The sequence below is a fragment of the Mesorhizobium sp. B1-1-8 genome, from assembly GCF_006442795.2.
Classification (GTDB): Bacteria; Pseudomonadota; Alphaproteobacteria; order Rhizobiales; family Rhizobiaceae; genus Mesorhizobium.
On sequence record NZ_CP083956.1, the window covers coordinates 2,106,099 to 2,119,765 of the forward strand.

The following is a 13,667-nucleotide window of genomic DNA, read 5'->3' on the forward strand; positions in this document are numbered from 1 at the left end:
CGATCAGGTCAGCGACGCGGTAAAGCGCTGGATGCGGGTGCAGGCTTCCTCCAGCAGCGCTTCGGAGGTGGCGTAAGAGATGCGGAAGTTCGGGCCGAGACCGAAGGCCGAACCGAACACCACCGCCACGCCCTCGGCCTCGAGCAGCTCCGAGCAGAAGGCCTCATCGGTTTCGATCACCTTGCCGCTCCTCGTCTTCCTGCCGATCAGCTGCGCGCAGGAAGGATAGACATAGAAGGCGCCTTCCGGCGACGGGCAGGTGATGCCGCGCGCCTGGTTGAGCATCGATACGACGAGGTCGCGCCTGCCCTGGAAGATCGCCTTATTCCTGGCGATGAAATCCTGAGGGCCGTTGAGCGCCTCGACCGATGCCCATTGCGCGATGGTGCAGGCGCCCGACGTCTGCTGGCCCTGGATCATGTCCATCGCCTTGATCAGCTGCACGGGACCGGCTGCATAGCCGATACGCCAGCCGGTCATGGCGTAGGCCTTCGAGACGCCGTTCATGGTCAGCGTGCGCTCGTAGAGGCTCGGCTCGACTTCGGCGATGGTCCTGAAGACGAAGTCGCCATAGGTCAGGTGCTCGTACATGTCGTCTGTCAGCGTCCAGACGTGCGGATGCTTCAAAAGGACATCGGCGAGCGCCCGCAATTCGGCTTCCGTGTATGCGGCGCCCGACGGATTGGACGGCGAATTCATCAGCAGCCATTTGGTCTTCGGCGTGATCGCCTTTTCCAGCATTTGCGGTGTGAGCTTGAAGCCGTTGTCGATCGAGGTGTCGGCAAAAATGGACGTGCCGCCGCAGATCGCCACCATTTCCGGATAGCTCACCCAATAGGGGCGCGGAATGATCACCTCGTCGCCTGGGTTCAGCGTCGCCATGAAAGCGTTGAACAGGATCTGCTTGCCGCCGGTGCCGACGATGGTCTGCTCCGGCCGGTAGTCAAGATTGTTCTCGCGCTTGAATTTCCTGGCGATCGCCTCGCGCAGCGGCGCGATGCCCGACACCGGCGGATATTTGGTCTCGCCACGGCGGATCGCTTCGATCGCCGCGTTCTTGATGTTGTCGGGCGTATCGAAATCCGGCTCGCCGGCGCCAAGGCCGATGACGTCACGGCCGGCATTTTTCAGCTCGCGCGCTTTCTGCGTCACCGCGATGGTCGCGGAAGGCTTTACGCGGGAAAGGGCGTCGGCGAGAAAGGCCATGACTGGAGGTCTCCTGGAATATCGGGCGGCCAGCAGCGGCCGCGGCGCCTCTCATGTCGCATCATCTCGCCAAGCGCAAGCATTGTCGGATGAGCCAGAGGTCAAGGTGGCGTGAGCGGCAACCTTAAATTCATCAACGACCGGTAAACCCTTCACTGGCAGGATCGCAGATTGAATTCCGCCATGTCGCGGAGCGAGGGACCCTTGTCGCGCAGCATCGGGCTTGCTCACATCATCCGTCATGATGACGGCACCTCCAGCGGTGTCTGGGGAATCTATACGCTGCGGAGCGCCTTCCAGCCGATCTTCGCCTTCAACGAGGGCAAGCTTTCGGTCGTCGCCTTCGAGGGGCTGATCCGGCCATTCCGCGACGGCGAGCCGCAGTCGCCGATGAGCTTCTTCAGCACCTGTCCGACCGGCGACCGGCTGCATATCGAGGCGCTGACGCGCACGCTGCATCTGTTGAACGCCGGCGCCTGCCTGCCGCAGGAGGCGTCGATCTTCATCAATTTCGACCCGTCTGTCTTCACCGACCGCGGCATTACCGACAAGGCGTTGCGCGACATGCGCCTGGTGCTGCACGAAGCAGGCATCGATCCGCGCCGCATCGTCTGCGAGGTCACGGAGCAGAAATCGGCTTCGCAGGAGACGCTTTACAGTTTCGTCGAGGCGCTGAGGGCCAACGGTTTCCGCATCGCCGTCGACGATTATGGCGCTGATGATTCCGACATCAACCGCATCAAGGAATTGCGGCCGGACGTCGTCAAATTCGACGCCCTCTGGATCACCCAGCTGATGGAGTCCGGCGCCGGCTTCGCGCTGCTGACCGCCATGGTGAAGGGTTTCGAACAGCAAGACATCCGCACCGTATTCGAAGGCATCGAGGAAGGCTGGCAGCTCGAACTGGCGGAGAAGTCAGGCGCCTCGATGGTGCAAGGCTACGTGCTTGCCCGGCCGGAACTGGCCCCGACCAGTTTTCGGGTTTTCGGCAAGGGCCCGCCGCCGGTCGAGGACAGCAAGGCCACAGCCAGCCCAGCGCCGGAGTCGCCGGCGCGGCCGGCAAAGGCGTTCGGGCGCAGGACCGCGCCGTGAGCGCGCGGCCGGACAGGCGGCGGAACGCCGCCGAGGCGATCTTCGCCGACGAGATCGGCATTCAGTTCGGTGTTTATGGCGAGTTCCGGCTGTGGAGCGCCTATCAGCCGATCTTCGCGCCGCAGGGCAGGACACTTCAAGCAGTCGCCGTCGAAGCGTTGATCGAGCCGCGCCGCGCCGCGAGGCCGGTGGCGACGCCTGTGTTCTTCGACAGCGTACCGGCATCGGACCGCCTGTTCGTCGAGACGATGTGCCGGATGCTGCATCTCGGCAATTACCGGAACATCGGCGTCGACGGGCTCTCCCTGTTCTTCAATTACAATCCGCTGATCAATGATCATCTCGGGCGGGCGCTGGCCGAAATCCGGGTGATGACCCGGCATCTCGGCGATTTCGGCCTGGAGCCGGCCATGCTGGTTTGCGAGATCACCGAACAGGCGGCCGACAACCAGGTTCTCACCCGCCTCGTGCGGGAAATGAAACGCGACGGCATCCGTATCGCCATAGACGATTTCGGCACCGGCCATTCGACCGAGGAGCGCATCGGCCTGCTTTCCCCCGATATCGTCAAGATCGACGGCGCCTGGTTCGCCGAGTTCTGCCGGCATGCCGCCGCCGAGCGGTTCTTCCGGCCGCTGGTCTCGATGCTGCACGACCACGGCGCCAAGGTGCTTGTCGAAGGCATCGAGCAGGCCACGCATCTGCGCGTCGCGCTGGATGGCGGCGTCGACCTCCTGCAGGGGTTCCATCTGGCGCGCCCGGCGCTCGCCGGCACGATCTTCAACGAAGAGCCGATGTCGGTCGATGCGCTGCTCGGGATCGACAACAAGGTCGTGCCGTTGCATCAGCGCCGCTGATGTTTTTACCTAAAAACAAATCACTGGATGAGACCTGCGCAGGCGAGTTAAAGCCTTTCCGATCGACTGCACGGGGACAATGGCATGATCCTTTACGACATGATCGACAGCGGCAATTGCTACAAGCCGCGTCTGTTGATGGCCAAGCTCGGCACGCCCTTCACCCGCGTCGAGGTGAATTCACATACCGGCGAGACGCGCAAGGCCGACTATGTCGCCAAGAATCCGAACGCCATGGTGCCGCTGCTCGAGCTCGACGATGGCAGGCGCATCGCCGAATCCAATGCCATCCTGCTCTATCTCGCCGAAGGCACGCGCTTCCTGCCGGCCGACAGATACGAGCGGGCGCTGGCCTACCAGTGGCTGTTCTTCGAACAATACAGCCACGAGCCCTATATCGCCGTGCGCAAGGCGCTGCTCACCTTTCCCGAGCGGGCCAAAGATGCGACGCCGGAACGGCTGGCGCTCACATTGGAGCGCGGCAACAAGGCGCTCGGCGTGATGAACAGGCATCTGGAGACAGACGCCTTCTTCACCGGCGGCGCCTTCAGCGTCGCCGACATCGCGCTCTATGCCTACACCCACACCGCCGAGATGGGTGGCTTCCAGCTCGATGCCTATCCGGCCGTTGTTGCCTGGCTGAAGCGGGTCGAGGCCGACAAGGGCCATGTGCCGATCGAGTGGGTGGGGTAGTTTTCTCTCGCTACCGTCACTTCCCTGCGGCAGCAGCGTTCGCAGGCGCACCTATTTAACAAGCCGGTCATACTCGGAATGGGTGCCGATCCAGAACCAGATCGTCATGGTCGCGGACTGACACAGCGCGGTAATTCAGGTCAACCCGCGCCGACCAGTAACGTCCAACCAACTTCAAATGCAGGGAAGGGTGAAAGGGATCAGCGCGTAATCTGGCGAAACTATTGTCCGCCTTTGTCCGGATTGAGGAGGGCAATTTGCCGTAAGCCTCCCAGAAAGAGGGAGCGGCAAAGTGATTCACAGAGGCCGGGTCCGGCCGGCGCGATGATCGGCCAAAGCCTGTTCCGCAAGTTTGTCCAGCCGTCCCGCTTTTGCGTCGGCCCCGATCTGCCGATCCCACATATCCGCCTGAAGCTCCTCGAACCAGGCGGCAAACGCCTTCAGCTCGTCAGGGCTCAGTTCGGCGATGGACTTTTCGATCTGTTCTAGCTTGGTCATGGCGAGCAAATAACATAATTGCCTCGGCGAGGCCAACAACCGTGATACAGACAAATAAAAAGGCGGGACAATGCCCGCCTTCCCATTTCGGTAGCCTGATCGGGAGCGTCCGGTCCGGGCTGGCAGCTATCTGCTGTTCCAGCTTGTCGGTTCTTTTCGCTCCGGCGCGCTTCTCACGCGACCGTCAGTACATCCGTGACTTGCCGCGCGCCCCGAACCTTCGTCCGGCGCGCGCCATTCGCAAAAATCAGGCTGCCTTGCTCAGAGATCCAGCCGCGGACTTGCCGGTGCGGCGGTCCTGCTCGATCTCGAAGTTGATTTTCTGGCCCTCGACGAGGGTGCTCATGCCAGCGCGTTCGACAGCGGAGATGTGGACGAAAACGTCCGCGCCGCCGGCGTCAGGCTGGATGAAACCGAAGCCCTTGGTGGCGTTGAACCACTTGACCGTACCAGTTGCCATTAGAGTGTCCTTCACATTTGCTTTGGTTTGACCGGACCGAAGTCCAGCCGGTGGTATCGAAATTTTGGAGATAGACGTCAGCAAACGCGAAGGATCGCGAGGCCCGATCGATCGGCCAAATTCAATACCGGGGATATAGGATGTTTTGCGGACGAAAACAAGACGGTATGGTGGGAAGCACCGGGATGCCGTCGAATGGCCGCGCCGATCGCGTGGAATTTTTGCGGCCGGGCGCGCGTTGTGGAGGCAAACGGCACGTTCGCCGCCGCGGTTTTGGGAGACGATCATGAAAGCCATTCTGCTTGCCGCCTGCCTGATGCTGGTGGGCGCCGAGGCGCAGGCGGTCTCGCGCTACGACCCGACGCGCATGAGCTGCGACAGGGTGCAGGCGACGATCGCCAGGCAAGGCGCCGTCATCCTGCGCTATCAGTCGACGCGCGTGCCGGGGCTGCCGCTCTACGACCGCTATGTGCAGGACGAGCGTTTCTGCAACATGGGCGAGATCAGATCGAGGGCCTATGTGCCGAGCGCCGACACAAGGTCCTGCGCGGTCTATGTCTGCAAAAGGCCCGACTTCGACCGGCATTTCCGCCGCCGTATCCTCAGGCACTGAGGCCCTGGAATCAGAAACCGAACGAAGCCTGCGCGGCCGGCGGCGGGCCGACGCGCACGCCTTCCATGGCCAGCATCTTTTCCTTGGTGGTCGAGCCGCCCGGCGCGGAGAAGCCGCCGATCTTGCCGCCCGCGGCAAGGATGCGGTGGCATGGGATGACCAGCGGCACCGGGTTCGAGCCCAACGCCGCCCCGGTTTCGCGGGCAAGCCCGGCATGGCCGGCACGCTTCGCCAACTCGCCATAGGTGGTGGTCTCGCCGAAGGCGAGCTTGCGCGCCGCATCATAGATGGCAAGGCGGAAATCGTCGACGCCGGCGAGATCGACCGGGACGCCGGAGAAATCGACATCCTCACCCGCGGCGTAGGCCTTGATCGAGGCGATCAGATCGACAACCCATTGCGGCTCGGCGGTTGATGCGGCGACGGCGGGATGCTTGTGCAGCCGGCGTTCCACGGAGTCGCGATTGCGCTGCGGCAGGCAAAGCCGGATCAGCCCTGCCTCGCTCCAGGCGATGCCCATGAAGCCGAGCGCCGTCTCGAAGACGGCATGGCCGGCGGTGGTCCGAGCGGCGGTTTCCATGACATTCTCCTTTCCGTCCCACGGAGGAAATCCGATACATATCGGGAACAATATGGCGCTTCGGACGGCCATCCACCACCCGAAAACCATCGCTCTACCCGGATTGCCGGGGAAAAAGCGCTGGTGTAAGGACTTCTTAACAGCCCGACAAACCGGACCCGCACGGCTTGCCAGTTAAAATCATCCTTACCGCGATCGGCGTGCTCGTTGCAGCGGCCGGTCTCAGCGGCTGTACTTCGACCTCGCAGACGAAGGCCGCGCCGGCGCTTGCGGCGGCTTCAACCCCGACGGTCGAGGACGACACACCGACCGTTATGCTGCCTGAAACGGTGGCGGTGCTGCCTGAATCCTCCGGTCTGGTTCCGGTGCAGACAGCCGTGCTGACAGGCGATGCCGCAGCGGCGCCGGCTGGCACGTCGCTGCCGGCGCCCGCGCAGCCTGGGGCGCCATTGCCGCCGCCCGCGCAGCCGGCGGCCTTTGCCGGCTCGACGCCCGTCGCCGGACAGTTTCCCTCGGCGCCGGCGCTCATAGCGGCCGCGGTGCCGACCAGCCCTGCCGCACTCAAGGCGGCGCCCGTCTACGCAACGGCCGCCGTCGCCATGCCGGTCACCGGCCAGTCGGTGAAGGCCGTAGCAATGCCGGGCGTCCAGCAGGTCGCCTATGTCGTGCCGCAGAACCCGGCACTGCTCGCTCCCCCGGGGCAGCCCGAGCAGCATGCCAGCGGCCCGCGCGCCGAGATCGAGCGGCTGATCGAGAAATATTCCGCGCTCTATGAAGTGCCGATCGACCTGGTTCGCCATGTCGTCAATCGCGAGAGCACCTTCAACCCGAAAGCCTACAATCACGGCCATTGGGGGCTGATGCAGATCAAGCACACGACGGCGCGCGGCATGGGCTATGACGGACCGGCGACCGGCCTCTTCGACGCCGAGACCAATCTCAAATACGCGGTGAAATATCTGCGCGGCGCCTGGCTGGTGGCCGGCGGCAACGCCAAGCGCGCCGACCAGCTCTACCAGACCGGCTATTACTACGACGCCAAACGCAAGGGTCTGCTCGATGCGACCGGCCTCGGCGCCGACCGCAAGGGGCACCGTCTGCCGCCCGACGCCTGAGCGGAAGTCCCTTGGTTTGTGAACTCCTTCACATTGGCTGACCTTAGGGAATGCTAATTCATCGAGATGCCGGGCGGCGATCGGGGATCGACGCTGGCAAGGCGTCGGAGGAGGCTGCGCCGGCATGTGTCAGCCACTCCTAAGGCGGGCTCCGGGGCGGCGGGTTTCGGAGCCCGCCCGCTTTTGCTCCGCGGAAGCATCGATCCCGCTAATCTCCGACCGTCTTCAGGCGGCTCGGCCACCGAATAGCCTGTGTCGGGAACCCAAAGCGCCGCCCCGCATTCAAGGGGCTGGGTGGGCATCTGACGAGCTGTTGACGCGCTAGGGTCCCAGCTCCGCGGGAGATCCGCCGCCGTGAAGCTCTTTCACGCCTTTGTTGCGCTTGCGCTCGGCATCATGCTGATGGCCGCTCCGGCCCGCGCGGTCGATCTGTCGATCGTGTCGGGAGACACCGGCAATGGCATCAAGGTGCTGCGCGAGATACTCGACCGCTATGAGAAGCAAAGCGGCAACAAGGTCACTATCGTTGTCCTGCCACCATCGACGACCGACCAGTTCGGCCTTTACCGGTTGTGGCTTGCCGCCGGAAACACCGACATCGACGTCTACCAGACCGACGTCATCTGGGCGCCGCAGCTCGCCAGCCAGCTCGTCGACCTGACGGAGGCGACCAGGGATATCGTGGCTGAGCATTTCCCGTCGATCATCCAGTCGCAGACCGTCAATGGCAGGCTGGTGGCGCTGCCGATCTTCACCGATGCGCCGGCGCTCTATTACCGCAAGGATCTGCTCGACAAATACGGTGCCAAGGTGCCGGCCACCTGGAAGGAGCTGGCCGACACCGCCAGGCTGGTCGTGGACAAGGAGCGCGCGGCCGGCAACAAGGATATCTGGGGCTTCGTCTTCCAGGGCAACGCCTATGAGGGGCTGACCTGCGATGCGCTCGAATGGGTGATGTCGAATGGCGGCGGCCAGATTATCGAGCCGGACGGAACGGTTTCTATCAACAACCCGAGAGCCGCGGCCGCGCTCGACATGGCCAGGGGCTGGATCGGCACCATCTCGCCTCCCGGTGTGCTTGCCTACCAGGAGGAGGAATCGCGCGGCGTCTGGCAGACCGGCAATGCGGTTTTCATGCGCAACTGGCCTTACGCCTATGCGCTCGGCAACAGCGCGGATTCGCCGATCAAGGGCGAGTTCGACGTGGCGCCGCTGCCGGCTGGCACAGGCGAGGGCGCCCGCCCCGTGGCGACGCTCGGCGGCTGGAACCTGGCGGTCTCCAAATATTCGAAACACCGGGATGCCGCGATCGAGCTGGTCAAGTTCATCGCCTCGCCGCAGATGCAGAAATACCGCACGCTGAAGACGGCCAATCTGCCAACCATAGAGGCGCTCTATGACGATGCTGATATCGCCAGGCAACAGCCGATCGTGCCGCGCTGGAAGCAGATTTTCCTCAACGCGGTGCCGCGCCCGTCGGCCACCGTCAAGATCAAATACAACGAGGCGTCGAGCCAGTTCTGGACGGCCGTGCACAACACCATGTCGGGCGAAGGCAGCGCCGCCGGCAATCTGGCAGACCTTGAAGCGAGGCTGACCAAGTTGAAGGGCAAGGGCTGGTGAGCGTCACGCCTGCGAGGCGACCGCGGCTGATGGCGCAGCGCGTGCGCTCTGCATGGCTGTTCCTGGCGCCGATGCTTGCGGTGCTGGCCGCCGTTGCCGGCTGGCCGCTGCTGCGCACCGTCTATTTCAGTTTCACGGACGCTTCGCTGGCAGACCTCGATGCCCGCCAATTTGTCGGCTTCGCCAATTATTTCTCGGTGCTGCGCCTGCCGAGCGGCCGGGTGCTCTATGACGGGCTGCTTGTCGATCCGGTCTGGTGGGGCGCGGTCTGGAACACCGCACGCTTCACTGTGATCTCGGTGACGTGCGAGACGGTGCTCGGCACGATCGTCGCCCTGGTGCTCAACGCCAACTTCCCCGGCCGCGGCATCGTCAGGGCGGCCATCCTCATCCCCTGGGCGATCCCGACGATCGTCTCGGCCAAGATGTGGCAATGGATGCTCAACGACCAATTCGGCATCATCAATGTCGTGCTGGTCAATCTCGGCCTGATCAGCCACAAGATCGCCTGGACCGCCAGGGCCGACACGGCGATGGCGGCCGTACTCATCGTCGATATCTGGAAGACGACGCCGTTCATGGCGCTGCTGATCCTTGCAGCACTGCAGATGCTGCCGCGCGAGATCATCGAGGTCGCCAGGCTCGACGGCGCCAACCCATGGCAGATTTTCTGGAAAGTGACGTTGCCGCTCATCCGCCCGGCGGTGATGGTGGCCGTCATCTTCCGCGCGCTCGATGCGCTGCGCATCTTCGATCTGATCTATGTGCTGACGCCCAATAATGTGCACACCAAATCGATGTCGGTGTTCACCCGCGAGAACCTTTTCGAGTTCGACAAGTTCGCCTACGGCTCAGCCGCCTCGACCCTGTTTTTCCTGATCCTCGCGCTGCTTACGATTTCCTACATACGGATCGGCCGCATCAGCCTCGACGGAGGCCGTTGAGATGAGAATCCTGAAGCGCGCGGCCTTCTATCTGCTGGTTTTGATGATCGTCTTTGTCGCGGTGTTCCCGTTCTACTATGCCATCGTCACCAGCCTGAAGTCGGGAACAGAGCTGTTCCAGGCTGACCTGTGGCCGAGGACGTTCAGCCTCGGCAATTACAGGAACGTGCTGACCGAGGGCGCTTTCGCGCGCAATCTCGTGAACTCGCTGATCGTCTCAGGGGCGGTCGTCTCGGTCTCCCTGCTGCTCGGCGTCACCGCGGCCTACGCGCTGGCGCGCATCCGCTTCCGCGGCCGCTCGGCCCTGCTGCTTGCCATCCTGTCGGTCTCGATGTTCCCGCAGGTGGCGGTGCTGGCCGGCCTGTTCGAGATTATCCGGATGTTCGGCCTCTACAATTCGCTCGTCGCACTGATCTTCTCCTACATGATCTTCACCTTGCCGTTCATCGTCTGGGTGCTCACCACCTTCGTGCGCGACCTGCCGGTCGAGGTCGAGGAAGCGGCGATCCTCGATGGCGCGACGCCGTGGATCATCGTCACCCGCGTCTTCCTGCCGCTGATGTGGCCGGCGCTGGCGACGACCGGCATGCTCGCCTTCATCGGCGCCTGGAACGAGTTCCTGTTTGCGCTCACCTTCACCTCCAATAATACGCAGCGGACCGTGCCGGTGGCGATCGCGCTGCTGTCCGGCAATTCGCAGTTCGAAATCCCGTGGGGCAACATCATGGCCGCGTCGGTGATCGTCACCGTGCCGCTGGTGGTGCTGGTGCTCATCTTCCAGCGCAAGATCGTCTCCGGCCTCACTGCCGGCGGCGTCAAGGGATGAACATCGACCGGTGGAGAATGCCGCGAAGCGGGTTGGTTTTCGGGGTGAAAAAATGTCGGAAGCGATCGGGCCGGCACGTCCTTAGGGCGTAAAGCCATCCGCGCCGGGACGCCGGCGCGGCGATCCAAGGAGCCGATCATGATCACCTTTCCCAATGAATCCGCCAAATACCGCACCGCCCGCGAAAAGCTGCTGCAAAAGGAAATCGAATTGCGCCGCGCCATGGAAGCCGTTGCCGCGGCAAGGCGCGCGCTGCCGCCCGGCGGACTGGTACCGCAGGATTATGTCTTCGACGGGCTGGATGCCGAGGGCAAGCCCACGGAGATAAAACTGTCGGAGCTGTTCGCGCCGGGCAAGGACACGCTGATCCTCTATCAGATGATGTTTCCGCGCCATCCGCAAGAAACCCGCGATGTGGCTACCAGCGGCGAGACGGCGAAGCTCGAGCGGCGGGACCAACTATGCCCGTCCTGCACCGCGCTGCTTGACCAGTTCGACGGCGCCGTCGGCCATTTGCAGGCGGCCGGCTTCAACTTCGCCGTGGTAGCGAAGACGGCCCTCGACAACCTGACGGCGCTCGGCCGCGATCGCGGCTGGCAAAACATGCGGCTTGTCTCGTCGGCCTGCAACAGTTTCAAGCGCGACTACAATTCCGAGACGGCTGACGGCGCGCAGGTGCCGCTGCTTTCGGTGTTCCATCGCGATGCCGAGGGGATCCGCCATTTCTGGTCGTCGGAGCTTGGCTTTGCGCCGACCGACCCCGGCCAGGACCCCCGCGCGATCGGCACCTGCGAGATCCTGTGGAACCTGATGGATTTCACCCCGGAAGGCCGGCCGGACTGGCACGAGCAGCTGCAATATTCCGGCGCGTGCTGCCATTAGGATAGAGCGGCGGCAGGGGCGTTGCATACCGAACGGTTCCGGCGAACTGGCTGCTTACGAGCTGCTTCGCAGGGCTCGACGCAACCCTGCTGCCGATGCCGCGTTGGAAGATCAGAGGGACCATTCCGGATCGGAGATTTCTCATGAAAACGCTTCTGACCGTGGTCGCAGCCGCCCTGCTCGCCGGCGCGCCTGCAGCCCTTGCCCAATCGGGCAACAGCAATTCCACCAAGGCCGCGCCGATGGCGGCCGACAGCAAGGTCGACACCCAGACCTTCATCAAGACGGTGCCCAACGCCAACGAATTCGAGATCCAGTCGAGCAAGCTCGCCGAGCAAAAATCGGCGTCGAAGGACGTCAAGGCTTTTGCCAGCCAGATGATCAAGGACCACACCAAGGCCGGCAAGGATTTCAAGGCGGCGCTCGCCCAGGGCCAGACCACCGGCTCGACCGAGCCCGCCGGCCCCGCCCTGCAGCCGAAGGAACAGCAGATGCTCGACGAGCTGAAGAGCGCGAGCGGCAAGGATTTCGACCAGAAATACATCACCATGCAGACCGACGCGCATAAGGACGCTGTCGCCCTGTTCAGCACCTATTCGAAGTCAGGCGACGACCCGGCGATGAAGGAATTCGCCAAGAAGACGCTGCCGGTGCTGAAGATGCACGAGACACATGTGAAGGAGCTGGCGGTGGCGCATCAGGGGTGAGGGCCGATTGAGATTGGCCGAGCCGCCTACGCTTCGTCATCCACGGGCGAAGCGAGGAGCGTAGCGACGCAGCGCAGACCCGAGGATCCATGCCGTTACTCTGGAGCGCTGCTACGGCGCAGAATTCTGCTCCGCTGCGACCTTCGGCCGACGTCACGGAATGGATCCCAGGGTCTCCGCGACGGAGCTTCGCTCCTGCTTTGCCCTGGGATGACGACGCTGGGGGAAGCCTGCGCCAAGCTCCAAGTGTTGCGACAACTGGCGAACCGAGCGCCGCAAGCTGGCTCTGTGTTTGCGCCCGCCGCGGGTTAGACTTGGAGTATCAATCCGGGAGTGCCCATGCCCAAGATCGACCTATCCGCCGTGCCGGTCCGCAAAGGCTCCGGCTATCCGCCACCTTTCGACCAACCCTGCGCCGAGCGCATCCGCCGCCGCCTGGGCGATGCCGGCGGGCTGAAGGATTTCGGCGTCAACCTGATGACGCTCCCGCCGGGCGGCTGGTCCAGCCAGCGCCACTGGCACAGCCATGAGGACGAGTTCGTCTACGTGCTGGAGGGCGAGCTGACGCTGGTCGAGGACGGCGGCGAGACGCTGCTCAAGGCAGGCGACTGCGCCACCTTTCCCAAGGACAGCGGCGACGGCCACCACATGATCAACCGCTCGTCGGTGACGGCGCGCTATCTGGAGGTCGGCTCACGCAACCCGGACGATCTCATCACCTGCTCCGACATCGACATGATGAGCCCGAGCTCGGACGGACGCTTCCTGCACAAGGACGGGATGCCTTATCCGGGGCAGGGGTGAGCTCTGGATCATGCGTTGCTGCTGGCGTTCGGCCGGTGGGAGGATAAGCTCCTAAACCAAGGTGTGGCGCAGGCCCCCTCATCCGGCCGCTTCGCGGCCACCTTCTCCCCGAGGGGAGAAGAGGTGGGCGCCGGCGCTGAAAGCCTCCTCTCCCCTCGGGGAGAGGTCAGCCGAGCGAAGCGGAGGCTGGGTGAGGGGCCTTGGCGCCGACCTGACCAGCAAAGGGAGGATTGCCATGAAGAAGGAAGTCGTCGAAGTACCCGTAATGTCGGCCAAGGTGCGGTCGCTCGGCTTGCCGTGCTCGACGGCGGTGAAGGCCAACGGCTTCGTGTTCATCTCGGCGACGCCGCCGGTGGACATGGTGACCGGCGAGATGGTGCGCGGCGACATCGAGGTCCAGACAGAGGCGTCGCTGAAAGCGCTGAAACATTGCCTGGAAGCGGCCGGCACCTCGCTGGAAAACGTGGTGATGGTGCGCATCTATGCCGCCAATTCCGGCTTCTACAACGCGATAAACCGGGTTTATGCGAAGTACTTCAGCGTCAACCCGCCGGCGCGCAGTTTTGTGCCGGTGGCTTCGTGGCCCATGGAGTTTGACATCGAGATTGAGTGCGTGGCGGTGGGGTGAGCCTGTCGCGTGGATCCTTTCGCCGCGGAGGCTTTCAATTTACTAAAGACGCGTGTTAGCTTCCTTTCTCGGAAGACTACTTCTTAAATACTGTTTGGGGAGCGGACATGCGTAATTCGGGGGCCGAGTTGGCTCGGCT

General features: G+C 63.5%; 16 protein-coding genes and 1 pseudogene. 12 read left to right on the forward strand and 5 right to left on the reverse strand.

Features of this window, described 5'->3' with window-relative positions:
* Positions 1-3: 3 nt before the first annotated feature.
* Positions 4-1,206: a pyridoxal phosphate-dependent aminotransferase gene (locus tag FJ974_RS10320; protein ID WP_140537302.1), complete on the reverse strand. Its 1,203-nt coding sequence runs from the start codon at positions 1,204-1,206 to the stop codon at positions 4-6.
* A 204-nt stretch (positions 1,207-1,410) separates the two neighbouring features.
* Here FJ974_RS10320 and FJ974_RS10325 point away from each other — a divergent pair, with 204 nt between their 5' ends.
* The 3 genes from FJ974_RS10325 (at position 1,411) to FJ974_RS10335 (ending at position 3,848) form a co-directional block, all read left to right on the forward strand.
* Complete coding sequence (locus FJ974_RS10325; RefSeq protein ID WP_140537304.1) at positions 1,411-2,298, forward strand: EAL domain-containing protein; 888 nt, start codon at positions 1,411-1,413, stop codon at positions 2,296-2,298.
* A complete protein-coding gene (locus FJ974_RS10330; protein WP_140537305.1) occupies positions 2,295-3,155 on the forward strand; it encodes an EAL domain-containing protein in 861 nt (286 codons plus the stop codon). The genes FJ974_RS10325 and FJ974_RS10330 overlap by 4 nt, the downstream gene beginning before the upstream one ends.
* Positions 3,156-3,239: 84 nt before the next feature.
* A complete protein-coding gene (locus tag FJ974_RS10335; RefSeq protein ID WP_140537307.1) occupies positions 3,240-3,848 on the forward strand; it encodes a glutathione S-transferase family protein in 609 nt (202 codons plus the stop codon).
* Positions 3,849-3,899: 51 nt separating this feature from the next.
* Here the strand turns inward: FJ974_RS10335 and FJ974_RS10340 are convergent.
* From FJ974_RS10340 to FJ974_RS10350, 3 genes and pseudogenes are all read right to left on the reverse strand, one after another.
* A pseudogene (locus FJ974_RS10340) lies at positions 3,900-4,149 on the reverse strand (type II toxin-antitoxin system RelE family toxin).
* Positions 4,146-4,346 carry a hypothetical protein gene (locus FJ974_RS10345; protein WP_140537331.1) on the reverse strand — a complete coding sequence of 67 codons (201 nt, stop codon included), beginning with the start codon at positions 4,344-4,346 and terminating at the stop codon, positions 4,146-4,148. The pseudogene FJ974_RS10340 and the gene FJ974_RS10345 overlap by 4 nt, the downstream one beginning before the upstream one ends.
* A 247-nt stretch (positions 4,347-4,593) precedes the next feature.
* A complete protein-coding gene (locus tag FJ974_RS10350) occupies positions 4,594-4,806 on the reverse strand; it encodes a cold-shock protein (protein ID WP_140537332.1) in 213 nt (70 codons plus the stop codon).
* Between the two features lie 286 nt (positions 4,807-5,092).
* On the opposite strand from FJ974_RS10350, the gene FJ974_RS10355 reads away from it, so the two are divergent.
* On the forward strand, positions 5,093-5,419 hold the full coding sequence (locus FJ974_RS10355; protein ID WP_140537309.1) for a hypothetical protein: 327 nt from the start codon (positions 5,093-5,095) through the stop codon (positions 5,417-5,419).
* 10 nt (positions 5,420-5,429) lie between these two features.
* Here the strand turns inward: FJ974_RS10355 and FJ974_RS10360 are convergent, their stop codons facing one another.
* Positions 5,430-5,999, reverse strand: a complete 570-nt coding sequence (locus FJ974_RS10360; protein ID WP_140537310.1) for a methylated-DNA--[protein]-cysteine S-methyltransferase — start codon at positions 5,997-5,999, stop codon at positions 5,430-5,432.
* A gap of 167 nt (positions 6,000-6,166) precedes the next feature.
* Here FJ974_RS10360 and FJ974_RS10365 point away from each other — a divergent pair, with 167 nt between their 5' ends.
* The 8 genes from FJ974_RS10365 to FJ974_RS10400 all read left to right on the forward strand — a co-directional run bounded on the left by FJ974_RS10365 (position 6,167) and on the right by FJ974_RS10400 (position 13,528).
* Positions 6,167-7,114, forward strand: coding sequence for a lytic transglycosylase domain-containing protein (locus FJ974_RS10365; RefSeq protein WP_140537312.1), 948 nt, complete (start codon positions 6,167-6,169; stop codon positions 7,112-7,114).
* A 354-nt stretch (positions 7,115-7,468) separates the two neighbouring features.
* On the forward strand, positions 7,469-8,737 hold the full coding sequence (locus FJ974_RS10370) for an ABC transporter substrate-binding protein (RefSeq protein ID WP_226891545.1): 1,269 nt from the start codon (positions 7,469-7,471) through the stop codon (positions 8,735-8,737).
* Positions 8,738-8,766: 29 nt separating this feature from the next.
* Entirely contained in the window at positions 8,767-9,681 is a 915-nt protein-coding gene (locus FJ974_RS10375) for a carbohydrate ABC transporter permease (RefSeq protein WP_140537336.1), read from the forward strand.
* 1 nt (position 9,682) lies between these two features.
* The gene (locus tag FJ974_RS10380; RefSeq protein WP_140537313.1) at positions 9,683-10,507 is read left to right on the forward strand and encodes a carbohydrate ABC transporter permease; all 825 of its coding nucleotides are present in this window, start codon (positions 9,683-9,685) and stop codon (positions 10,505-10,507) included.
* Between the two features lie 138 nt (positions 10,508-10,645).
* Positions 10,646-11,389, forward strand: coding sequence for a DUF899 family protein (locus FJ974_RS10385; protein WP_140537315.1), 744 nt, complete (start codon positions 10,646-10,648; stop codon positions 11,387-11,389).
* Between the two features lie 143 nt (positions 11,390-11,532).
* The gene (locus FJ974_RS10390; RefSeq protein WP_140537317.1) at positions 11,533-12,096 is read left to right on the forward strand and encodes a DUF4142 domain-containing protein; all 564 of its coding nucleotides are present in this window, start codon (positions 11,533-11,535) and stop codon (positions 12,094-12,096) included.
* Positions 12,097-12,435: 339 nt separating this feature from the next.
* Positions 12,436-12,900 (forward strand): cupin domain-containing protein, encoded by a 465-nt coding sequence (locus tag FJ974_RS10395; protein WP_140537318.1) that lies wholly within the window; start codon positions 12,436-12,438, stop codon positions 12,898-12,900.
* Between the two features lie 235 nt (positions 12,901-13,135).
* Positions 13,136-13,528, forward strand: coding sequence for a Rid family hydrolase (locus FJ974_RS10400; protein WP_140537320.1), 393 nt, complete (start codon positions 13,136-13,138; stop codon positions 13,526-13,528).
* Positions 13,529-13,667 lie beyond the last annotated feature (139 nt).